The sequence below is a fragment of the Moritella sp. 28 genome (assembly GCF_018219435.1).
Lineage (GTDB): Bacteria > Pseudomonadota > Gammaproteobacteria > Enterobacterales > Moritellaceae > Moritella.
Map to the genome: position 1 here is coordinate 336,008 of NZ_CP056121.1, position 22,751 is coordinate 358,758.

The 22,751-nt window shown below is 41.4% G+C and carries 20 protein-coding genes and 8 tRNA genes; 10 read left to right on the forward strand and 18 right to left on the reverse strand.

The genetic code is table 11. The features are described from left to right. Positions 1-11: 11 nt before the first annotated feature. The 3 genes from rpe (at position 12) to trpS (ending at position 2,444) form a co-directional block, all read left to right on the forward strand. Complete coding sequence (rpe, locus tag HWV02_RS01535) at positions 12-686, forward strand: ribulose-phosphate 3-epimerase (RefSeq protein WP_211673776.1); 675 nt, start codon at positions 12-14, stop codon at positions 684-686. Then, on the forward strand, positions 679-1,350 hold the full coding sequence (locus tag HWV02_RS01540) for a phosphoglycolate phosphatase (RefSeq protein ID WP_211678189.1): 672 nt from the start codon (positions 679-681) through the stop codon (positions 1,348-1,350). The genes rpe and HWV02_RS01540 overlap by 8 nt, the downstream gene beginning before the upstream one ends. A 92-nt stretch (positions 1,351-1,442) precedes the next feature. After that, entirely contained in the window at positions 1,443-2,444 is a 1,002-nt protein-coding gene (trpS, locus tag HWV02_RS01545; RefSeq protein ID WP_211678190.1) for a tryptophan--tRNA ligase, read from the forward strand. Positions 2,445-2,532: 88 nt separating this feature from the next. Here the strand turns inward: trpS and HWV02_RS01550 are convergent, their stop codons facing one another. The 6 genes from HWV02_RS01550 to cobA form a co-directional block, all read right to left on the reverse strand. Beyond that, positions 2,533-3,168, reverse strand: coding sequence for a bifunctional 4-hydroxy-2-oxoglutarate aldolase/2-dehydro-3-deoxy-phosphogluconate aldolase (locus tag HWV02_RS01550; protein ID WP_211678191.1), 636 nt, complete (start codon positions 3,166-3,168; stop codon positions 2,533-2,535). 67 nt (positions 3,169-3,235) lie between these two features. Then, the gene (locus HWV02_RS01555; protein ID WP_211689529.1) at positions 3,236-3,844 is read right to left on the reverse strand and encodes a MarC family protein; all 609 of its coding nucleotides are present in this window, start codon (positions 3,842-3,844) and stop codon (positions 3,236-3,238) included. A gap of 271 nt (positions 3,845-4,115) precedes the next feature. Beyond that, positions 4,116-5,855, reverse strand: coding sequence for a bifunctional protein-serine/threonine kinase/phosphatase (locus HWV02_RS01560; RefSeq protein WP_211678193.1), 1,740 nt, complete (start codon positions 5,853-5,855; stop codon positions 4,116-4,118). Positions 5,856-5,880: 25 nt separating this feature from the next. Continuing rightward, positions 5,881-6,207 (reverse strand): nitrite reductase small subunit NirD, encoded by a 327-nt coding sequence (gene nirD / locus HWV02_RS01565; protein WP_211678194.1) that lies wholly within the window; start codon positions 6,205-6,207, stop codon positions 5,881-5,883. Between the two features lie 107 nt (positions 6,208-6,314). Beyond that, on the reverse strand, positions 6,315-8,849 hold the full coding sequence (nirB, locus tag HWV02_RS01570; protein WP_211678195.1) for a nitrite reductase large subunit NirB: 2,535 nt from the start codon (positions 8,847-8,849) through the stop codon (positions 6,315-6,317). An 11-nt stretch (positions 8,850-8,860) separates the two neighbouring features. Then, positions 8,861-9,679, reverse strand: coding sequence for a uroporphyrinogen-III C-methyltransferase (gene cobA / locus HWV02_RS01575; RefSeq protein ID WP_211678196.1), 819 nt, complete (start codon positions 9,677-9,679; stop codon positions 8,861-8,863). A gap of 397 nt (positions 9,680-10,076) precedes the next feature. On the opposite strand from cobA, the gene HWV02_RS01580 reads away from it, so the two are divergent. The 4 genes from HWV02_RS01580 to HWV02_RS01595 all read left to right on the forward strand — a co-directional run bounded on the left by HWV02_RS01580 (position 10,077) and on the right by HWV02_RS01595 (position 15,966). Continuing rightward, entirely contained in the window at positions 10,077-12,266 is a 2,190-nt protein-coding gene (locus HWV02_RS01580; protein ID WP_211689530.1) for a molybdopterin oxidoreductase family protein, read from the forward strand. A 36-nt stretch (positions 12,267-12,302) separates the two neighbouring features. After that, entirely contained in the window at positions 12,303-14,204 is a 1,902-nt protein-coding gene (locus tag HWV02_RS01585) for a DmsC/YnfH family molybdoenzyme membrane anchor subunit (RefSeq protein ID WP_211678198.1), read from the forward strand. Between the two features lie 452 nt (positions 14,205-14,656). Beyond that, the gene (gene rpoH / locus HWV02_RS01590; protein WP_211678199.1) at positions 14,657-15,520 is read left to right on the forward strand and encodes an RNA polymerase sigma factor RpoH; all 864 of its coding nucleotides are present in this window, start codon (positions 14,657-14,659) and stop codon (positions 15,518-15,520) included. Positions 15,521-15,627: 107 nt separating this feature from the next. Next, on the forward strand, positions 15,628-15,966 hold the full coding sequence (locus HWV02_RS01595; RefSeq protein ID WP_211678200.1) for a hypothetical protein: 339 nt from the start codon (positions 15,628-15,630) through the stop codon (positions 15,964-15,966). A gap of 99 nt (positions 15,967-16,065) precedes the next feature. Here HWV02_RS01595 and HWV02_RS01600 read toward each other — a convergent pair whose 3' ends face one another. Continuing rightward, positions 16,066-16,857 carry a RelA/SpoT domain-containing protein gene (locus tag HWV02_RS01600; protein ID WP_211689531.1) on the reverse strand — a complete coding sequence of 264 codons (792 nt, stop codon included), beginning with the start codon at positions 16,855-16,857 and terminating at the stop codon, positions 16,066-16,068. A 267-nt stretch (positions 16,858-17,124) separates the two neighbouring features. On the opposite strand from HWV02_RS01600, the gene HWV02_RS01605 reads away from it, so the two are divergent. Continuing rightward, a complete protein-coding gene (locus tag HWV02_RS01605; protein ID WP_211678201.1) occupies positions 17,125-17,769 on the forward strand; it encodes an OmpA family protein in 645 nt (214 codons plus the stop codon). A gap of 221 nt (positions 17,770-17,990) precedes the next feature. Here HWV02_RS01605 and HWV02_RS01610 read toward each other — a convergent pair. The 11 genes from HWV02_RS01610 to mutY all read right to left on the reverse strand — a co-directional run bounded on the left by HWV02_RS01610 (position 17,991) and on the right by mutY (position 21,490). After that, positions 17,991-18,066 (reverse strand) — tRNA-Asn (locus HWV02_RS01610). A gap of 6 nt (positions 18,067-18,072) precedes the next feature. Then, positions 18,073-18,148, reverse strand: a tRNA-Phe gene (locus HWV02_RS01615). Positions 18,149-18,151: 3 nt separating this feature from the next. Continuing rightward, positions 18,152-18,227 (reverse strand) — tRNA-Thr (locus HWV02_RS01620). A 50-nt stretch (positions 18,228-18,277) separates the two neighbouring features. Next, positions 18,278-18,353, reverse strand: a tRNA-Phe gene (locus HWV02_RS01625). A gap of 3 nt (positions 18,354-18,356) precedes the next feature. Then, a tRNA-Thr gene (locus HWV02_RS01630) sits at positions 18,357-18,432 on the reverse strand. Positions 18,433-18,489: 57 nt separating this feature from the next. After that, positions 18,490-18,565: transfer RNA gene (locus tag HWV02_RS01635), tRNA-Phe, on the reverse strand. A 3-nt stretch (positions 18,566-18,568) separates the two neighbouring features. Beyond that, positions 18,569-18,644, reverse strand: a tRNA-Thr gene (locus HWV02_RS01640). A gap of 78 nt (positions 18,645-18,722) precedes the next feature. Next, a tRNA-Phe gene (locus HWV02_RS01645) sits at positions 18,723-18,798 on the reverse strand. 125 nt (positions 18,799-18,923) lie between these two features. Continuing rightward, positions 18,924-20,081 carry a murein transglycosylase domain-containing protein gene (locus HWV02_RS01650; protein ID WP_211689532.1) on the reverse strand — a complete coding sequence of 386 codons (1,158 nt, stop codon included), beginning with the start codon at positions 20,079-20,081 and terminating at the stop codon, positions 18,924-18,926. A 64-nt stretch (positions 20,082-20,145) separates the two neighbouring features. Further along, a complete protein-coding gene (locus HWV02_RS01655) occupies positions 20,146-20,415 on the reverse strand; it encodes an oxidative damage protection protein (RefSeq protein WP_067045706.1) in 270 nt (89 codons plus the stop codon). 1 nt (position 20,416) lies between these two features. Further along, on the reverse strand, positions 20,417-21,490 hold the full coding sequence (gene mutY, locus HWV02_RS01660) for an A/G-specific adenine glycosylase (protein WP_211689534.1): 1,074 nt from the start codon (positions 21,488-21,490) through the stop codon (positions 20,417-20,419). 151 nt (positions 21,491-21,641) lie between these two features. Between mutY and trmB the strand changes: the two genes are divergently transcribed. Together trmB and HWV02_RS01670 are read left to right on the forward strand one after the other, a co-directional pair. Next, positions 21,642-22,367 carry a tRNA (guanosine(46)-N7)-methyltransferase TrmB gene (gene trmB, locus HWV02_RS01665; protein ID WP_211689536.1) on the forward strand — a complete coding sequence of 242 codons (726 nt, stop codon included), beginning with the start codon at positions 21,642-21,644 and terminating at the stop codon, positions 22,365-22,367. Positions 22,368-22,379: 12 nt separating this feature from the next. After that, the gene (locus HWV02_RS01670; protein ID WP_211673794.1) at positions 22,380-22,718 is read left to right on the forward strand and encodes a YggL family protein; all 339 of its coding nucleotides are present in this window, start codon (positions 22,380-22,382) and stop codon (positions 22,716-22,718) included. Positions 22,719-22,751 lie beyond the last annotated feature (33 nt).

A 22,751-nucleotide genomic window follows, 5' to 3' on the forward strand; every position in this document is an offset into this window, starting at 1 on the left:
GAGCACGCTAAATGAAAAACTTTCTGATTGCCCCTTCAATTCTGTCTGCTAATTTTGCTAGCCTTGGCCAAGAAGTCGATGCTGTACTAGCTGCTGGTGCTGACGTCATTCATTTTGATGTTATGGATAACCACTACGTCCCTAATTTAACTATTGGTCCAATGATCTGTAAAGCATTGCGTGATCATGGTGTGACCGCGCCGATTGATGTGCATTTAATGGTACGACCGGTTGATCATATGATTAATGAATTTGCCAAAGCGGGTGCATCAATGATCACTTTTCATGCTGAAGCGTCTGATCATGTAGACCGTTCTTTGCAACTAATTAAAGAGCATGGTTTAAAAGCTGGGTTAGTATTAAATCCTGCGACACCTCTGCATTACTTAGATTATGTGATGGACAAGTTGGACATGATTTTATTGATGTCGGTAAACCCTGGTTTTGGCGGTCAAAGTTTTATTCCTTCCACCTTACAAAAATTACGTGATGTACGTAAATTGATTGATGCCAGTGGTCATGACATCATTCTTGAAATTGATGGTGGTGTTAAAGTTGATAATATCCGTGAAATTGCAGAAGCAGGTGCTGATATGTTTGTTGCAGGCTCTGCTATTTACGGCCAAGAAGACTATAAAAAAGTCATTGATGAAATGCGTTCGGAGTTAGAAAAAGCCAATGTTTAAGCTTATTTGTTTTGATTTAGACGGTACCCTTGTTGATAGTGTACCTGACCTTGCAGCTGCCGTTAATTGTATGCTGAGTGATTTTGAACGTGCTCATTTCTCGGAAGATGAAGTACGCGGTTGGGTTGGCAATGGTGCCCAAGTACTCGTGCAACGTGCGTTATCAGGCAGTGTTAATATATCTGATGATATTGATCCGGCATTATTTAATGATGCGCTGGCGTCATTTTTAAAGCACTATTCTGCAAATGTATATACACACAGCGTGTTATACCCAAATGTAAAAGAAACGCTAACAGCATTGAGAGAGGCAGGGTTTAAACTTGCTATAGTGACCAACAAACCTATGGTTCAAACCACGCCAGTACTTGAATTAGCGGGTATCAGTGAGTTCTTTGAACTGGTACTTGGTGGCGATTCGCTGGCTGAGAAAAAACCTAATCCATTACCGTTATTACATTGTTTAGAGCACTATCAGTTTAAAGCTGAAGATGCGCTAATGGTGGGAGATTCTAAGAACGATATTATTGCAGCACAAGCGGCAAACTTCACTAGCTTTGGTTTAACGTATGGTTATAACTACGGCATTCCAATTAGTGACAGTAATCCTGACTTTGTGGCAGATGATATCAGTGAGCTATTAACGGCAGTGAAATTAAAGTAATCGCCTACTTTAGCGATAAATAGCGTGATAAACATGATTGGGTAAGTAAGCTTGCCCACAATTGAATAAATTAAGAGATTGGGAATATATCTATGACAAAACCTGTGGTATTAAGTGGTATTCAGCCTTCTGGCAGTATGACTATTGGTAACTATATTGGTGCAATCAATCAATGGCTGGACATGCAGGAACACAGCGACTGTCATTTCATGCTTGCGGACTTACATACCATCACGGTACGTCAAGACCCTAAAGAGTTTAAATCTCAGGTGCTTGAAGGCCTCGCAATGTATGTTGCATGTGGTCTAGACCCTGAAAAATCGACTATCTTCTTACAATCTCAAGTACCAGAACATGCACAATTGAGTTGGTTACTTAACTGCTATACGCAGATGGGTGAATTAAACCGCATGACGCAGTTTAAAGATAAATCGAATAACTCTAGCAGCAGTAATTCAGGTTTATATACTTACCCTGTATTGATGGCTGCAGATATCCTGCTTTACCAAGCTGATGAAGTGCCTGTTGGTGATGATCAAAAGCAGCACCTAGAGTTAGCGCGTACTATCGCGACTCGTTTTAATAATATCTACGGTGATGTATTTAAAGTGCCAGAACCGATGATCCCAACTTTGGGCGCACGTATTATGAGCTTGCAAGATCCGCTGAAAAAAATGTCAAAATCAGATGCTAATCCAAAAGCATTTATCAAGTTATTAGATGATCCGAAAAAGATTGCTAAGAAGCTTAAAAGTGCAGTCACAGACAGTGATGAACAAGCGCGTATTTACTTTGATAATAAAGAAAAACCGGGTGTATCTAATTTATTGACGCTACTTTCTATTGCAACGAAACGCTCAGTTGCTGATCTTGTGCCTGAATACGAAGATAAAATGTATGGCCATTTGAAAGGTGATACGGCGGATGCAGTAGTCGCTATGATAGAGCCGATTCAAGCGCGCTACCATGAGTTACGTGCTGATGAGACTGAATTACAGCGTATTATGCGTGTTGGTGCTGAAAAAGCGTCTGAGCGTGCTGCTCCTACGTTAGCTAAAGCATACGAGGCTGTTGGTTTTATTGCTAATAAATAAACTGTTAGGCCCATTACTAAATAAAAGTATTACTGAATAACTTAATTGTTAAAGCCCTATATCATATTGGTATAGGGCCTTTTGTGATTTAGTGTTCCGCTACATGTGCAACAGCTTCACGTACGAGACGGCCAATCTCTTCCCAGTGTCCTGCCGTAATCAGTTTCGGCGCGACCATCCAAGTACCACCACAGCAGACGACACGCTCTAAACCGAGGTAATCAGACACATTGTTTTTACTGATGCCGCCAGTTGGCATTAGAGAAACGTCGACATAAGGCGCGAGTAACGATTTTACCATTGCAATACCGCCTGACGCTTCAGCAGGGAAGAATTTCATAAACGTTAAGTTAAGCGCTAAACCTTGCTCAATTTGACTGGGACTATTAACGCCAGGAACGATCGGCATACCAATTTCTTGGCAGTATTTTACTGTGGTTGGGTTTAGCCCTGGTGCTACGACAAATTCAGCACCTACTGCCTTTGCCTTATCTACTTGTTCGGCGTTTAATACTGTGCCTGCGCCAATACACATGTCAGGGTAGGCTTCACGCATTAGGCGGATAGCTTCAGTTGCCGCTTCTGTTCTGAATGTGACTTCTGCAACCGGTAAACCATTCTCTACTAAGGCTTTAGCCAATGGCACGGCTTGTGAAGCGTCATCAATTTGAATCACTGGGATGATTTTGAATTGCTTTAATTTAGCAATTAGATCTTTAGACATGGTTATGCTCCTGCTATTTGAAATTTGTCTGTCGCTATTGGGGAATAATAGCCCAGATGTCATGACATTAAAGTAAGAAATAAACCTTAATACCTGATAACACACTGTTGGTCGCGACGGCTGCCAAGATCATGCCCATCACCTTACTGATAATACTGGCGCCACTATTGCCAATGTAGCGATGGATCCAACTTGCTGCGAGCATGAAGAGAAAAGCGATAAATAATACCGACAGCATCACGCCCGCGGTTTGCACTTGTTGGAAAATGCTAAAGCTCGAATTCTCAGTGAGTAATACAGCTGCTAACATCGCTCCAGGGCTTGCTAGGGAAGGTACGGCGAGTGGAAAGATGGCTGTCTCACTACTATCTTTGACCATCTGCATTTCAGTATCAGGTTTGCTATCTCCAAATATCATGGACAGGGCAAATAAAAATAAGATGATTCCGCCAGCAATTTCAAATGCTGGTAACGGAATATCTATCGCCGTTAAAATTAATTCTCCTGCGACAATAAAAAAGAGCAAAATTACTGCAGCGGCACAGGCTGCTTGTAGTGCAATTTTGCGTTTCGATTTTTCATCAAACTGACTGGTTGCTGCAATAAATACAGGCACAGTTCCCACTGGATCAATCACAGCAAAGAAAAATATAAATACCGATATATAATCAATCATAGTGGTTACCTATTAACTGAGGTGTGTGCTGATGGCAGAAAAGTGTGTGGAGTAATGTTGGCGTCGTTATTTTTATAATGAGTGTAAACACATTATTCATCGGTAATGGGCTCCTGTCATACAGTTGGTTTTTAATGATCTGCGGTTAAATAGGTTCAACTTTATAGATCAGTATTATACCTTGTATAGTATACGCATTTATTTAATACCCAATGATATTGAGGTGTTTTACGTATGTTTACATATAAGGTTAGATTTAACCTCGTATGGCTTAGCTAAATAATGAAATGCACAAAGCAAAGAGTAATAATAGTGAGATAACTTGCCAAAAACGTTCCGGATTCTTTTCAACCAATGTTTGCTTACGATTATTCTTATATTTGGGATTAGGATGTTGTAACTCATATAAGAGTTCGGATACATCTGCATGACGCTTATTTGGATTGAAGCGCAGGCCTTTTTTTATTGTGCCATCTAACCAGAATGGGACTAATGGGTTGTGTTCATAGGCCGGAATATACTTGGTATTAAGATAGGCCTTTTGGGTTCGGCAGGTTTCGAGTTTGCCATTAAAAGGTTGTTTACCTGTGAGCATTTCAAAAATTATAACTGAAATGGCGAAGATATCGGATTGCGCAGTACTGTCACCATTGATTACGGTTTCTGGGGCGGAGTAGGCTGCTGTGCCAAGGATCTTATCTCGCTGCAATGGGGTGGCGATTTCTGCGATGCCTTTGACGAAACAAGAACCAAAATCAATGATCTTCACTTGGCTATTATTATCGATCATAATATTACCCGGCTTTAAATCTTGATGCAGTGTTTCTTTACGATGAAAAGCACGTAAACCTTTAATGACCTGTTCAACAATATTAAGTACATCTTGGATCGGCGGATTCGGATTTTGACTTATCCATTGCTCTAGGGTAATACCTTCAATGACTTCCATTAAATAATAGAGGTGGCTTTTTTTCCTGTTGGTTTCGACAATTTTTAAAATATGCGGGTTATGCAGTCGTGAGCCAATCCAGGTCTCCATGGTAAAACGCTCGATATAAGCATGATCATCGATATAATTGACCGAGGGTGCTTTCATGCAGTATTGCTGTTTGGTCTCCTTATCTTCGACTAAATATAAATGACTGCTACTACTGGCATGCAACTCTTTAATGACTTTTAGTCCATCAATTGATAACCCAGTGCGTAATGCGGGAGGGAAAGGCATGGAGGCAAGGTGCACATGCACATCTTCGGCACTGAGCTTAGGTAAACTGTCGATACGCAACAATTGGCAGCTGATATTATCATTACTGTTATTGGTCATTGCATGTTGAATTAGTTGATCGCAGCATGCTTCGAAATCACTCTCTGCAGATGTATGCGCTTGTTGCACCATATTCCGTAATAATTTATCGCTAACAAAATCATGCAAACCATCGGTTGATAATAAAAACACATCACCGACTTGCAATTCTACTTCTTTATAATCCACATCGAGGGTGACATCTAAGCCCATTGCACGGGCGAGATAAGACTGTTTACTATTAACAACAGTGGTGTGGTCTCGGGTTAATTGCTCAAGGCTATTGTTACGTAAACGGTATATTCGTGAATCACCAACATGCAGTAAATGCGCAGCATGTGATTTAAAGACAATGGCGCTTAAGGTGGTGAGGTAGCCTTTTTGAGCATCGGCAAATTGTCGACCTTGGCTGTATAGCCAACGATTGAGGGCTGTTAATACCTGACCTGTTGATTTACCAACGGACCAGGTTTCAGGTGTAGAGTAATAATCAGATAAGAAATTATGTACGCAGGTTTCACTGGCTTCTTTACCTGCTTCTGACGCGCTAACACCATCAGCGATAATGGCGACAGCACCTTTGGTTGTGAGCAGTAAGTCATCTGGAATGCGAATACCAATGGCATCTTCATTATGTGCTTTTATCCCTTCAACTGAGCGCTGACCAATGGTAAAGGTCGCACCGCCTTGTAAGTGCCATGGCGACATAATAACTCCCTGTAAATATTATCTTTTATGCTGACACTTCTACAATACCATCAGTGACTCGTATCTCATATACGGGTACCGATAAAGTCTCATTTTCAAGACATACACCTGTGATTAGGCTGAAATGTTCTTTATAAAGTGGTGATGAAACGGTTAATACATCTTTCACAGAAGTAATTAGACCGCGTGATAATACGTTGGCTTTACTGGCTGGGCAGTAGTTATCAATCGCAAATAGTTGATCTGTTTTACGGTCAAAGAAAATTGCAACTTGCTTATCGTTAACTAATGCACACACACCTGTATCGGGTGTTAGCTTGTCTTTTGCAATAATAGGAGTCCAATTAGTCATAATAAATCCTTACATCTTGTTTTAGCAGGTGTCGCCACCCGCTAATTGTTGGTTATATATTGATATTGTTGAATTGATAAATAGTCGTGTGAGTCGTCAGGTAATCGTTAGCTCACTTCAACAATTTCGATGAGACCTTCACGTTCTGCAGGTGTCGCAGGGCGGATCTGGTCACGAACTTCAACAAACTGAACCGCATTGTCTTTTTCTTCAGAGTTAATGAAGTGTTTAAAGCGGATAAGTTTTTCAGGGCTTTCAATCGTTGTTTTCCACTCACATTGGTAGTTACCAATATTCGCTTCCATTTCACTTTCGAGCTCTGCGGCAAGACCAAGTTTGTCGTTAATAACCACTTCTTTAAGGTAATCTAATCCACCTTCAAGATTTTCTAACCAAACTGATGTACGTTGTAGGCGGTCTGCTGTGCGTATATAGAACATCAATACGCGGTCAACATATTTGTACAGTGTTTCAGTATCGAGGTCAGTTGCAAATAAGTCTGCATGACGAGGGCGCATACCACCGTTACCACAGACATATAGACCCCAACCGCCTTCTGTCGCGATGATACCAATATCTTTACTTTGTGCTTCGGCACACTCACGTGTACAACCTGATACCGCAAATTTAAGTTTGTGGGGAGAGCGTAAACCTTTATAACGGTTTTCGATGTCGATCGCTAAACCAACACTGTCCTTTACGCCGTAACGACACCAAGTACTACCAACACATGATTTAACCGTACGTACGGATTTACCGTAGGCATGACCAGTTTCAAAACCTTCATCGACTAACCATTTCCAAATTTCAGGTAATTCGTGAAGTTGTGCACCGAATAAATCAATACGCTGACCACCGGTAATTTTTGTATAGAGGTTATATTCTTTGGCAATTTGACCTAATACAATTAATTTATCAGGGGTGATTTCACCACCGGCAATACGCGGTACGATAGAGTAAGTACCGTCTTTTTGCATGTTACCTAAGTAAACGTCGTTTACATCCTGTAGACCAAGATGATCGTCTTCTAAGATATAGTCATTCCAGAATGAAGCTAGAATATTAGCTACTGTTGGACGACAAACTTCACAACCATGGCCAGAACCAAACTCGGTGATTAATGCTTCGAACGTTTTGATACGTTTAACGCGCACTATGTCAGCCAGTTCGGCACGTGAGTACGGGAAATGCTCACAAAGGTCGGTATTAACTTCCACCCCCATGTTTTCCAGTTCAGCGTTAAGAACCTGAGTTGCTAATGCGTTACAACCACCACAACCAGTACAGGCTTTAGTGATAGATTTGATATCACCGAGGTTGGTTGCGCCATCCTGTACTGCAGCACATATTTGACCTTTAGTGACATCAAGACATGAACAGATAACGGCTGAATCAGGGAGAGCATCAATCCCCATCGTGACTGCACCACCTTCTGCTGGTGGGACTAACATATTCTCAGGTGCTCCTGGAATATCCATGTCGTTTAAATAAATTTGTAACCAAGTACCGTAATCTTCCGCTTCACCAACCATGACCGCGCCAAGCAGTTTCTTACCACATTCGCTGATCACCAGCTTTTTGTAAACTTGGTCTGCTTCATTGGTGAATACATAATTTTGTGCGCCTTCGGCATTGCCATGCGCATCACCGATACTGGCGACGTCAACACCAAGCAGTTTCAACTTGGTACTCATATCTGCACCAGTGAACGCAAGATTACCTGCACCAACAATTTGGTCTACAGCGACTTTCGCCATTTGGTAACCCGGAGCCACAAGACCAAAGATACGCCCTTGCCATAACGCACATTCGCCAATCGCGAAAATACTTTCGTCAGAGGTTAAACATTGATCATTAATTTGAATACCACCACGTTCGCCTAATTGTAGGTCGAAAGAACGCGCTAGTTCATCTTGCGGGCGTATACCAGCAGAGAAGATGATCATATCGGTTTCAACGTGAGAACCGTCAGCAAAGTTCATGCGGTAGCGACACGTTTCACCTTTAACAATTTCTTTGGTATTTTTTTCTGTGTGTACGTTTACGCCTAACGCTTCAATTTTGTCACGAAGAATTTTGCCGCCACCATCGTCAACTTGCACTGCCATTAGGCGAGGTGCGAATTCAACAACATGGGTTTCTAAACCTAATTGTTTGATTGCATTTGCAGCTTCAAGACCCAGTAGACCACCACCGATAACCACACCCACTTTACTTTCTTTTGCCGATGCAGTGATGTCTTCAAGATCGTTAATTGTACGGTAAACAAGACAATGGTCTTGGTCTTTACCTGGAATTGGCGGCACGAACGGATATGAACCTGTCGCGAGTACTAATTTGTCGTAATTTTCGACACGACCTTGTGCTGTTGTTACTGTTTTAGCGGCTTTATCAATACCAACAACTTTATCGTTTACAAAGTACTGAACGCCATTGTCGTCATAGTATTCTGGCGATGTCATCATTAAGTCATCAGCTGTTTTACCGCTGAAATAAGCACTTAATTGAACACGATCATAAGCAAGGCGAGATTCTTCACTAAATGTGGTAATTTGCACTTCACCCATCTTTTCTTGCTGAATAAATTGGTCAATGAAATGGTGACCTACCATGCCGTTACCGACAACTATAATTCTTTTCATGACATGCTCCGTTATGCGCTTAATTCTTGATTTGTTGCCGCTTGCTCTAGATCTCTCCAGCTCAGTTGCTCTGCAAGAGAGACAACTTTACCGATCACGATCAGGCTAGGGCTTTGTAATTGGTGTTCAATCGCGAGTGTTGGCAATGTAGCTACTGTGCCAACAAATTCTCTTTGTTGTGGTGTCGAGCCGTTTTCTATCAAGGCTGCAGGTGTATCACTGGCTAAACCATGACTGATAAGTTGCGCTGAGATTTCAGCTAATTTACCGAGTCCCATATAGAACACTAAGGTGTGTTCAAGGTGTGCAAGCTGCGACCAATTTAGGTCTAGCTGGCCATCTTTTAGGTGTCCAGTGATAAAGGTACAGCCTGTTGATAAACCTCTGTGGGTTAACGGGATCCCTGCGTAGGCGGTACAACCTGATGCCGCTGTTACGCCGGGCACGACGGTTGTTTTTATATCGTGGGCATGGAGCACAAGTTGTTCTTCACTACCGCGGCCAAATACAAACGGGTCACCGCCTTTTAGACGACAAATATTCAGACCTTGTTTAGCTTTATCGACCATGAATAAATTCAACTGATCTTGTGGAATACAATGGTCTGCTTTTTTCTTACCCACATAAATAGCTTTGGTATGGGTTGGAAATAACGCTCTAATTTCGTGGCTAACCAAGTTATCAAACAAGATCAGGTCGGCATTCTCAATTGCTTTTAATGCTTTTAGTGTGAGTAACTCTGGATCCCCCGGACCTGCTCCTACTAATGCCACTTGACCTAGCGTGTTGTTATTTTTTGATTGCGCTTTGGTAATTAATTCAACTGTCATGACTCACATCCCTGTAGTACTGCTCTGTACTTACTAACGCAAAGACAATGCCAACTCTGTAGGCTGGTCGTTAGTTGTTGATATTTAAGGTTTTGTTTATATGCCTTGTTTTATATAAGGGTTTTTAGATGATTAAGTACTGTGATGTTGCACCAGTTTTTTCATTCACGCACAGCCATGGTGCAGTTAAGTTGGAGTTGTTGAGAACAGATGTCGTTAAAATGGTGGAACGTGTGGGTAAATGACAGGAAGAACTCTGTGTTTATGCAGTTAAAGAAGAACATCATCCTTTTTATGGTGAATTAAAGTAAGGTGGCTTAGTTATTGCTCACCTGTACTTATAACAAAGTTATAAAAACAATAAACAATGTGTTGAGCAATTCAATGGAGACGTCTTATGATTTTCGGACGCAAGGATCAAAAGCCTATTCGTATTGCGGATAAGCAGGTAAAAGAATGGAAATATACAACGTGTGGGTATTGTTCTACAGGTTGTTCTATCGAGATCGGTATGAATGAGCAAGGGAATGCAGTTGCGAGTCGAGGCGTTGCTGATGCTGATGTCAACAGAGGTAAATTGTGTATTAAAGGTATCTTTGAGCATGAATTATTTGACGCGGCGGGCCGAGGTAATAATCCGCTTGTGCGTGATCACATTCATGAGCAGTATAAAGAAACGAGTTGGGACAGTGCGCTCGATACCATGGGCGATAAAATTAAAGCGATTCAAGCGCAATACGGTAAAGACTCATTTGCGATTGTTTCTACTGGGCAGTTGTTAACCGAAGAGTTTTATACTTTAGGTAAATTAGCGCGAGGCTGTATAGGCACGAACAATTACGATGGTAATACAACTTTATGTATGGCCTCCGCCGTATCGGGTTATAAACGTTCATTTGGTTCGGATGGGCCTCCCGGTTGTTACGATGATTTCTCACACACCGATTGCCTTATTGCCTGGGGTTCTAACCTACCAGAGCAGCACCCGGTTATTTATTGGCGTTTAAAAGAAGCCAAAGAACAACGTAACTTCCCGCTTATCGTGGTTGATCCACGTGTCACTATGCTTGCACAGTTTGCTGATATTCATTTACCCATTAGTCCTGGTACCGATATCGTATTACAAAATTCATTAATGCACGTGATCTTAAAAGAAGGTCTAGAAGATAAAGACTATATTGAAAAATACACGAATGGCATTGAAGAGTTAAGAGCATGCGTCGAAGATTTTGACCCAACGTCAGCAGCTAAAATATGTGGTATTGATGAAGATACTATTCGTCATGTAGCCCGTTTATTTGCCAAAGCGGGTCGTGCAATGAGTATCTGGACGATGGGGCTTAATCAAAGTACTCACGGTAGTGATGCTATCACGGGTTGTAATTCATTATCTCTTATTACTGGTAACATTGGAGTGCCCGGTGGTACTAGTTTGTCTATTACAGGCCAATGTAATGCAATGGGCACTCGTGAGTGGTCTTCTTGTTCGGGCCTACCAGGTTATCGTTTACTAGAGAAGGAAAAGGACCGTAACGATATTGCTGATTTTTGGGGCATCGACCCTGAATTCTTCCCGAAAAAACGTGGTTTAGCACAAACCGATATTTTCCCTGCTATTGAAACGGGTCAAATTAAAGGCCTATGGCTGGTGGCTACCAACCCAATGACGTCGATGCCTAATACCTCGCGTATTCGTAAAACATTAGAGAAGTTAGATTTCTTAGTGGTGCAGGATGCGTATCAAGACGTAGAAACCACCCAATATGCACACATGTTTTTACCTGCAGCGGTATGGGCAGAAAAAGAGGGGGTATTCACCAATACCGAGCGCCGCGTTAACCGCGTGAGTAATGTGCAAGCACCAAAAGGTAACTCTAAATCTGACTTTTGGATCTTCTCTGAATTATCTAAACGTTTTGAAAATGGTCAAAAAATCACTTTTCCTGTGACGACTGAAGAAGCATTTGAAGAAATGAAAGCGTTGTCCAAAGGCGCTGGGCGTAATCTTGATATTTCCGGTATGACTTACGAAAAGATTGAAAAAGCACGTGGTATTCAATGGCCCTTCCGTGAAGGAGATGAAAGCAATACTGGTAATCCGCGTTTATATAGTGATGGCGTGTTCCCAACCCCTACGGGTAAAGCGAATCTTATTCCACTGCCTTGGATTGATAATAATGAACACCCCTGCGATGAATACCCATTCTGGTTAAACAGTGGCCGTGTGGTTGAACATTTTCATACCCGTACGCGTACCGGTAAAATGGGTAATCTCAACAAATATAGCCCAACGCCGTATATGGAAATGAATCCAGACGCTGCAGCTAAGCTTGGTATCAAACATCAAAGTTATGTACGTTTGGCTTCGCGTCGTGGTGATGCGGTGGTCATGGTGCAATTAACGCAGCGCGTCGCACCAAACGCGGTATTTATTCCATTCCATTTCCATGATTGTGTTAATCGCTTGTCGTTAGGTCTACTTGATCCGCATTCTCGTCAGCCTGCATTTAAGCAGAGTTCAATTCGTATTGAACATGTAGACCAGAAACTGGCGGCTAAAATGAACCGCGAACGACGTACGTACTAAGTTAAGCGCAACGCGATAACATAAGAGGGATAAATTATGTTAGATAAATTAGAACAGTTTAGAGACCGCCTTGATCAAATAGGTGCGGCAGAAAAACCGGTTGTTAAAGATGGTACGCCTATCTTTGAACAACGTGTTGGTGAGCAACATTACGCAAAATTATCAGATGTAGAAATATTTGATGTTAATACATACGGTAAAAAAATTGACTTAATCGAACGTACCGAAGGGAAGCTACCCGTTGGTCGTTCAATGAATATTAATGAAAATAAAGCGGTAGGTGATAACCCTAATCGTAATAAACAGCATGCTTTCCACTTTACTGCGGATAACTGTATTGGTTGTCATGCTTGTGAGGCCGCGTGTAGTGAAAAAAATGACAACCCTGCACATATTGCCTTCCGTAGTGTTGGTTATGTCGAGAGTGGTAGCTATCCGGATTACAAACGTATTAATATTTCAATGGCGTGTAACCATTGTGATGATCCGGTTTGTCTAAAAGGTTGTCCGACCAAAGCTTATACCAAACACGTTGAATACGGAGCTGTGTTACAAGACCCTGATACTTGTTTTGGCTGTGGTTATTGTACTTGGGTTTGTCCATATAATGCCCCACAACTTGATCCAATTAAAGGTCAGGTAACAAAATGTAATATGTGTGTAGACCGTTTGGAAGTCGGGTTAAAACCGGCGTGTGTCTCTGCATGTCTCGGTAATGCACTTAACTTTGGTGTGGTGGAAAATACACCTGAGAACCGTATTCAGGCGAAAACATCTATTCCGGGCTTTCCTGATCCCAGTATTACCAATCCGAATATTCGTTTCCAGCAGACCACCAGTACTCAGCGTGAAATGACGCGTACTGATAACATGCCACTTAAATACCATAAACAAGATGATGGGTCATTCCGCTCTGTTGTGGATGAAAAAGACGGTAAAGAGCAATCGTGGAATCTGGGACGCTTGAGTTCACGTGAAAACCCATTGGTGATATTCACACTTTTTTCACAAGCTGCGATGGGCGCATTTGCGCTTATTTTCCTTGGCCCATTACTGGGTATTGAAAGCTTAACTGGATTTTCAGAATCAGGCGCGGGTTTATCATTGCTGGTTATATTAATGGCGATGCAAGCTATCGGCTTATTAATGTCGACACTTCATCTTGGTAAACCTAAGCGCTTTTATCGTGGCTTTAACAACTTAGCACACTCTCCTGTCAGTCGAGAGGGCTTAGGCGTGGCCTTATTCTTTGGGTTCATGGGGGCATTTACTTTCTTCCAAGGTGTAGCATGGTTCTTTGATATGCACTTCTTTACTTATGTAGCGTCACTCTTTGGTGCACTGGCGTTAGTGGGTACCACGGGAGGCTTGTACTACATGTACCGCAGTTATCGTATTAAGGCGCGTCCGTTCTGGGATCATTGGCAAACTGCTTGTTCGTTTGTTGGTTCTGCAATCGCACTTGGCACGCTATTAACGGCATTCGTCGCTGTGATCGGTGGCGCTGAGCTTTATCCATTACTGACTGAGTTAGCACCTATTGCAATCACGGGTTTAGTGATTGAAGCGTTTGGCCTTTATTCACATGCGAAACATCTCAATGTAGAGCAGGGGGAAGGTGCAGCTTCGCATTATGTACAATGCACAACATTTGGTAAAACGTATAAATTACGTAATCTTACTGTTGCCATTAATATCTTTGTAGTAACTTTACTGGCACTATTCGCGCCATCAGGTTTGTTAAGCCTGTTATGGTTATTGCCAATTGCATCAATTGCATTAGCGTCAACTGTAAGCCGAGCGCTGTTTTATGTACTTGTTATTCCGACCACAATGCCAGGTGCATTTTTCTGGAAAAATAAAGGCTTTGAGCAGCATGCGCGTGATGTTGGTTTAGCAGATATGCCACAAGTTGGTGTTATACCTGACTTACACTAATAGACTGTATTTGGCTTGTAGTACATGGTATCTGACTTGGAATAAATTGTAGGAAGGTGTGATGAGGGCAGCGCTTGCTGCTCTTTTTATTTTGAAAAGAATACTAATTTAGAGACGTTTAGCGAAGTATTGAATCTTATCGATAAGTTAAAGTCATACTAAAGTATTAGCATTAGCCGATTGATTTATTTTAATTTGTCATGCTATTGTAATTTTCTGTAATTAAACTAGAGCTTTGATAATCTAGGGTTAAACTAGATTGTACATAAATAATACAGCCATCGATAAGGTAACTGTTTTTTTAGTTATTTATCAGCAAGCTGAATTTTAAATATTAAATAGTCAATATTATATATTTTATTTGTGGGGTTACGCGGATTATCGAATTTGTCGATAAGCATTAGTCGTGATAAGATCTCGCGGATTAATGTGTAATAACGGGAGAGTTGTTGATGAGCAAAGATATGCAAAGTATGGCATTAGTTCCTCAGGGGAGCATTGAAGCCTATATCCAAGGTGTGAATAGTATTCCAATGTTGACTGCTGAACAAGAAAAGGAACTAGGCGAACGCTTGCAGAATGAAGGTGATGTCGATGCTGCACGTCAGTTAATCATGTCGCATTTGCGCTTTGTTGTTCACGTTGCTCGTGGTTACGCAGGTTATGGCCTTTCTCAAGCGGATCTTATCCAGGAAGGTAATATCGGCTTAATGAAGGCTGTAAAACGATTTAATCCTGCTGTTGGCGTAAGACTGGTGTCTTTTGCTGTACATTGGGTGAAAGCGGAAATTCATGAATTTGTACTGCGTAATTGGCGAGTAGTGAAAGTTGCGACGACTAAAGCGCAACGTAAACTATTCTTTAATCTACGTAAATCAAAAAAACGCTTAGGCTGGTTTACCAATGCTGAAGTGCAAACCGTTGCTGAGACCCTTGGCGTTTCGACTAAAGATGTAGTTGAAATGGAATCAAGAATGTCTTACTCAGATCAAGCATTTGATCTGTATGCTGATGATGATAGCGATAAAGATTCAGGTTCAATGAGTTTTTCGCCAGCTCAGTATTTAGAAGATAACGCTTCGGATGTTGCACAACAAGTTGAACGTGAAAACTGGGATGAAAGTGCATCTCAGCGTTTAACTAACGCAATTTCTGAATTAGATGACCGTAGTCAAGATATCGTTAAATCTCGTTGGTTAGCGGAAGACAAAGCAACACTGCAACACTTAGCTAATCGTTATGGTGTTTCTGCAGAACGTGTACGTCAGTTAGAAAAAAATGCAATGAAAAAACTGCGAGAGTTTATTGCAGAATAACGAGCACACAGAATTGTTAAAAATGAGGTCTCCAATGGAGACCTCATTTTTTTTGGCAAGAAAATAAATAAACGTTTAATTGTATTTGATTATAGATGGAAAGAAACATGAATAGAGATCCCTTATTTGGTTTTCAGGGTAGTGAGCTTAAAAGTTACTTAGAGCGTAATAAGTTAACTGAAGATCAAATTATTTTGGTTTATAACGGGTCTGGAATGACACATGAATATAACCTAGCACAAGTTGTAATACCGGAAGAAGGCAAGCAAAAAAGGATTGTTGTGCGACTCTTAAATAGCGGTGAAGAGGTTACCTTCTTCCGCACAGGTAAAAGTGTCCTGAAGAAAAGTGCGCATTTTAAAGTGATGCCTATGGTACCTTGGTTAATGACACGTTTTGGGTTGCAAGATCAAATTCGATTTAACTGGAAGTGGGGTTATGCATAAACCCTCGCGTTAAGTTTAGAAGAGAGTTGGCCCAATCATGAGTGTTATGATTGGGCCATTTGTAACTAAGACATGCTAACTCTGATATGTTAATAAGCATTATGCCATCTGTTTAAAGCTAGTCTTTAGTTCAACCATTAACTGTTGTTGCCAAGCCACTTGGTATAAATTGCTCGATTCTTCTTTTAACTGCGCAACTTTAAATAACTCAATTTCAGATATTTCACGTTGCTGCTGTTTGGCATTATGGTTGATTTCTTGGATCTTGGCGTAATTGTCATGTTCAGGACCATTCTTAATTGCTTCAATACGATCTACATGTAACTGCACTTCTACTATCATCTGTGTTTTTGGTAATCGTACTAATAAATTTATATCACGGTAACCATTTTGTTTTGGACTGTTAAAACGGTTTTTCACTTGGATGATATCGGTTTCTTGTTCAAGTAATTCATAAGCACTGAGTAATCCATGGCTGTTTTTGGCTACAAGCGAGCTACGGGCTAAATCGGTAATTTTCTCTACTGCGCCATCATGTTTGTTGGCAATTTTAGCTTTTGCTCTTTCAATACTTTTGATTGCAGGAATCACAGCACTTGTCTGTGACATTAATGCGATTTGTTGAGTTAGGGTCGCTAATTCATCTTGTGCTGATTCAGCTAATGAATAAAGTGAGTCAAAATCGCTGTAAGGTTGCATGATATTGCTGCTGCTAATATCAGACAATTGATAAAGTCCGGCTAAGTCTTTGCTTATTTGTGTGCGAACTCGGTTAGTTGCACTGCCGTTATTAGAGGTTTGACTAAGGCTAAGCATGGTCGCGGCTTCAAGCGGCGCTTTACCTGCTAGCATTAATACTAAAATTAATGATGTTCTGAGAAAGCTATACATAGGTATCCTTTTTGAGAAAAAGCATTTGCATCATTGTATGCTGATACTTAGTAATAGATGAGTGCGCCCAGTCACAATTCAAGGTGAGGCAGTGTAAAGCTGTGTAAGAAGTGACGAAGCTTGGCGAATAGTGAGAGTGATATCACTTATTCACATGGAATCCGTTTATTAACTAGTAAATATGACGGAGCGCTTGTATTTTATTTAAGTTAGCGTGTTCGCGAACACTCATACCCAAATATCGTTTCTATAATTAAGGCTTATTCAATGATGAAAAAAACAATAACTGCAGTAATGATTGTTGCTGCTCTTTCTGGCTGCGCTCGTCAAAATGCGACAACAGGTGAAGACGAAACGAATACCGCAACGAAGTCTGCCATTGGTGGTGCAATTGCAGGTGCATTAATCGGTGCTGCAACGGGCAAGAAAAATGCAGCGATATATGGGGCCGTTGGTGGTGCTGCAATCGGTGGCGGTATTGGTTACTATTTTGATCGTCAAGAAGAAGCATTACGCCAAGAGCTGACGGGGTCTGGTGTGCAAGTTAAGCGTGTTGGTGAAAACGAACTGCAGTTGATTATGGCTAAGGGTATTGGTTTTAAAACCGCGGGTTATAACTTAAGTGACGATATTCACTCAAGCTTAAACAGCGTTGCTAAAATTCTGAATGAGTATCCTAAGTCATCACTACGTATTGTTGGTCATACGGATAGTATAGGCAGTGCTGAGTCGAATTTAACACTCTCTGAGGAGCGTGCTGAATCAGTGAGTGAATACCTTAATAAACGTGGTATTAAATCAGGTCGTTTATCTACGCGTGGTTATGGTGAACGTCGTCCTATTGTGTCAAATAAAACAAAAGATGGTCGTGCTGCGAACCGTCGTGTAGAAATTACTATTACTGCGAGTTAATTAGTTTCAAAACATACAGAGTTACGAGCTGACGTCATATTGATTGTTGTTGGTTGTATCATAAGCCGAACCAAGTGTTCGGTTTTTTGTATTGATAGATTAAAGCGCTTAGCTAATGCAGGAGTAGTATTCATATCAGGATTATTAAATTAAAATACGAGGCAGGACTAAATTTTGGATAAAAAAAGACCCAGTTATATAAATAACTGGGTCTTTTTAATTGGCTCCCCTTGCTAGACTTGAACTAGCGACATATGGATTAACAGTCCACCGTTCTACCAACTGAACTAAAGGGGAATTATTTGGTGCCCGAACCCGGAATTGAACCAGGGACACGAGGATTTTCAATCCTCTGCTCTACCGACTGAGCTATTCGGGCAAATGGTGCCGACTGCCGGAGTCGAACTGGCGACCTACTGATTACAAGTCAGTTGCTCTACCTACTGAGCTAAGTCGGCACTAAATGCTTTTTCATAAAGATAGTGGTATATATCTTTATTTATTAATATGGTGCCCGAACCCGGAATTGAACCAGGGACACGAGGATTTTCAATCCTCTGCTCTACCGACTGAGCTATTCGGGCAAATGGTGCCGACTGCCGGAGTCGAACTGGCGACCTACTGATTACAAGTCAGTTGCTCTACCTACTGAGCTAAGTCGGCACTAAATGCGTTTTAAATAAAGATACCTATTAATGAAATATCTCTACCTTTTAAATATGGTGCCCGAACCCGGAATTGAACCAGGGACACGAGGATTTTCAATCCTCTGCTCTACCGACTGAGCTATTCGGGCAAATGGTGCCGACTGCCGGAGTCGAACTGGCGACCTACTGATTACAAGTCAGTTGCTCTACCTACTGAGCTAAGTCGGCACTAAATGCGTGTCGCATAATATCATCTTCATTTTAAAAAACAAGTCAATATTACACTTTTTTATTCTTTCCAAATTTTGGTGCCCGAACCCGGAATTGAACCAGGGACACGAGGATTTTCAATCCTCTGCTCTACCGACTGAGCTATTCGGGCAATGGAGCGCTATTAAATAGAATTTAGGCCGATCCGTCAACTGTTTCACCCTGTTTAGTGAAAATAATATGCGTTAACCCTATGTGCTGTCTGATTAATCATCAATACGTGTGTTTTGTTGACGTTTAACGGCTAAGTTGACGAAAATGACGGTTTACCTCGTACACATAGTTTTTTATTTCAGCGCGAGACTGCGCATTAGTGAAACTTTGGTAAACCTCATAAGAAGATAAGCCATTTATTATACTTAGTGCTTCGTTTTTGTTCTTCGAGAAGGTTTGCAGCATATTTTGAGGTCCAGCAATATAACTTGCTAGCGTGGCATAGTAGCGAGATTTTGGGTTGCTAATATTTTTAAGATACTGTTTATCTAATAGATTTAAATAACTAATGCCGATATCTAGATTGTTATTGTTATTAAATAACCAGTTTGGTTGTGGCTTAAAAGGATATTTCTTTTGTTGATGAAATACATCCCTGCCAATTGAACTTGATATCTGCATTAGGCCAATACGGCCATTGCGATTTAATGCGTAGGGGTTAAACAAGCTATCGACTTGGATCATGGCGGTGACTATGTTGCTATCAATGCCATAGTGTTGCGCTGATTGCTTAATCTGGGCTTGGTAGCGCTGCATGCGCACTCTGGTATGGTTAGCGGTTAACGTAAACGTTACGGCGTCTACCGAGCGACCATTCATCGTTATTTGCTTACGATTATGCTTAATAAGATAGTTAGCATAATGAGAGGCGCGCCAATGCCATTTTATTGATTTCCCCTCATTGTCTTTAACTTGTAGGTAAAGAAAGGGCTTTCCTTTAATTTCAGAGCTGTAGCTGGAGTAGAAATCTGTGTATTTAGGGCGTTCAGGGGCAAGTAGCGTGTATTCAATTGCCTGTTTAAGGTATTGCTGACTATTTGGTTGCGCGAGTGTCTCGACACGGACGCTACCTTGTTGAAAATCGATAATTGAGCGGCTGTGGTAATTGTTGGTATATTTGATATAGCGATAATTCGTCGAAAACGAGTGCTTAGTATCACCCCAAAGTTCGATAACTTGCTGACGATAATTGTCTTTTAAGGTTCTAAGTGCGGTATTGTCTTTTTCGTCGGCTCTTTCTGTTTTAGCGCGGTAATCAGCTTGTTGATAAGATAGGCGCTCTAACGCTTGTGATGCGTTATTAAGACTGGCGAGTTCGACGGAATGTTGATAGTCACTCATCGAGCAGGCGGTTAATACACTGCAACTGATAGCGATTAATAGAATACGGAATATAGCCATGTGGATAAACTGTTCTCTGGATTAAAACTTGCCTAGCGCTAGAGTATCACGCTAGGCAATTGGATTAGGCTTTTGGGGTAAAACCGTCAATGATTACGTCTTCACCTTCAAACAGGTATTTGATCATCTCTTGTTCTAGAAATGCGCGATCATTTTCATCCATCATGTTTAATTTTTTTTCATTCAACAGCATGGTTTGTTTTTGCTGCCATTCTGACCATGCTTCTTGGCAAATATGATCAAAAATACGCTTGCCTACTTCACCTGGGTAAATTTGAAAACGTAAACCTTCCGCTTCTTTTTGTAAGCGTGTGCAGAAAACCATTCTAGCCATGTTATGCCTCTCTCAATGCTTGAGATGTTAATAATTTTTTAGTTGCAGCTGCTAATCCCACAGTTGCCGGTTGCTCTATGTTATACCAAAGAGTCCCTTGAGGTTCCATTATTTGCGTACTTGTTGTGGCATTTATTTTTACTAACAATGGGCTGATATCAAGATGGAAGTGACTGAAAGTGTGTCTAAATCCAGGCAACTCTTGGCTAGTAAACTCACTAATACCAAATTGTGCTAGCTGTTCTTCCAGCGATAAATTGTCATCGCGTTCAGGGAAACACCATAATCCCCCCCAAATACCTGCCGGTGGGCGCTGCTGTAAACACAGTGTAGAACCTTGTTTTAGTAATAACATTTGCACGGTTCTGGCTGGGGTTGTTTTTTTAGGTTTAGGGGTTGGGAATGCTGTTGGTGTACCCATAGCATGTGCTTTACAATCTTCATTCACTGGGCAAATATCACAATCAGGTCGACTACGGGTGCACACTGTCGCGCCCAGATCCATCATCACCTGATTATAATTAGCGGTTTGTTGTTGCGGTGTCAGTTCTTCTGATAGTGCCCACAGCGTATTTTCAACAGCCTTCTTGCCATACCAACCTTCAATGGCACCCCAACGTGTTAAAACGCGTTTTACGTTGCCGTCTAATATAGGGTGTGGTTGATCTAACGATAATGACAAAATTGCGCCCGCGGTTGAACGCCCGACACCGGGTAATGCTAATACTTGTTCAAATTCGGTTGGGAACTGGCCTTGATATTCATCGCGGATCAATTGTGCCGCTTTATGTAAATTACGGCCTCGAGCGTAATAACCGAGCCCTGTCCATAAATGTAATACCTCATCTATGTGCGCATTAGCCAAATCGGTAACTGTGGGAAACTTTTCCATAAAAGTGGTGAAATAAGGGATCACAGTGCTGACTTGGGTTTGTTGTAACATCACTTCACTTAACCAAGTAGGGTAAGGTTCGTGGTATTGCTGCCAAGGCAGATCTTTACGACCAAAGTCTTTAAACCAAGCAAGTGCCCGTGGAGCAAATGTGTCTTTATTATTCTCTAATGGCGATTTCATCGGGTATTTTTAGCAAATGTGGGGAGTTTAGGGTGAAATTATGCCACACAAAACTTGCCAAATTCAGCTATCTTTGGATAATGCCCGAATTAATAGATAAATTTATAATGTTTATGGCGATGAAACTGTCATAACGGCGACTGGATAAAAAATGACTGAACATAAAAGAATAGCAGAACCTGAATTAACAGAAGACGGTAAACGTATCCGTAAAGTGAGAAGTTTTGTTTTACGTGAAGGACGTTTAACTAAAGGCCAGGAAGCCGCTATGAAAGATTTTTGGCCGACTATGGGTCTAGATCATGACATGGGCATGCTCGATTTCAATGAGGTTTTCGGTAACGACCACCCAGTAACACTAGAAATCGGTTTTGGTATGGGCGCATCTTTAGTTGAGATGGCAGCTAATTCACCAGAGAAAAACTTTATTGGTATCGAAGTTCATTCTCCAGGTGTAGGTGCATGTTTGATGGCTGCCGGTGAACGTGGAGTAACGAATCTACGTGTATTCTGCCATGATGCTGTTGAAGTTCTAGCGGATTGTATCCCTGACAATGGTCTAGGTGGCATGCAGCTATTCTTCCCTGATCCTTGGCATAAGAAGCGCCATCACAAACGTCGAATTGTACAAGCAGAATTTGCAGAAAGTATTCGCCAAAAACTTAGCTTAGGTGGTATCTTCCATATGGCGACGGACTGGGAAAACTATGCCGAGCATATGATTGAAATAATGGCTGCTGCACCCGGTTATGAAAATACCGCAACAGAAGGGCATTTTGTGCCACGTCCAGATTGGCGTCCATTAACTAAATTCGAACAACGTGGTCACCGTTTAGGGCACGGCGTTTGGGATATTATTTATAAACGTACTAAGTAATTCGAGGTAATAATGGCTAAAAATCGTAATCGTCGTCTACGTAAGAAACTACGTGTAGATGAATTCCAAGAGCTAGGTTTTGATCTTTCTTGGGATTTCCCAGAGGGTACAACTGAAGAGCAGGTTGACGCTATCTTAGATGGTTTCATTGCTGAAGTTATCGATCCAAACAAACTGGCGTTTGCTGCAGACGGAAATTTACAATGGGATGGTATGATTTGTACTGAGACCCACGGTAAATGTACTGAAGAGCAACGTGAAGAAGTGAAAACTTGGTTAGAAGCAAAAGGTGTTAAAAACCTAATTGTTAGCCCATTATTTGATTTGTGGTATGGTGAAGAAGGCGAATAAGCCCATTTACTAGCCACTAAAACCGACTGTTTT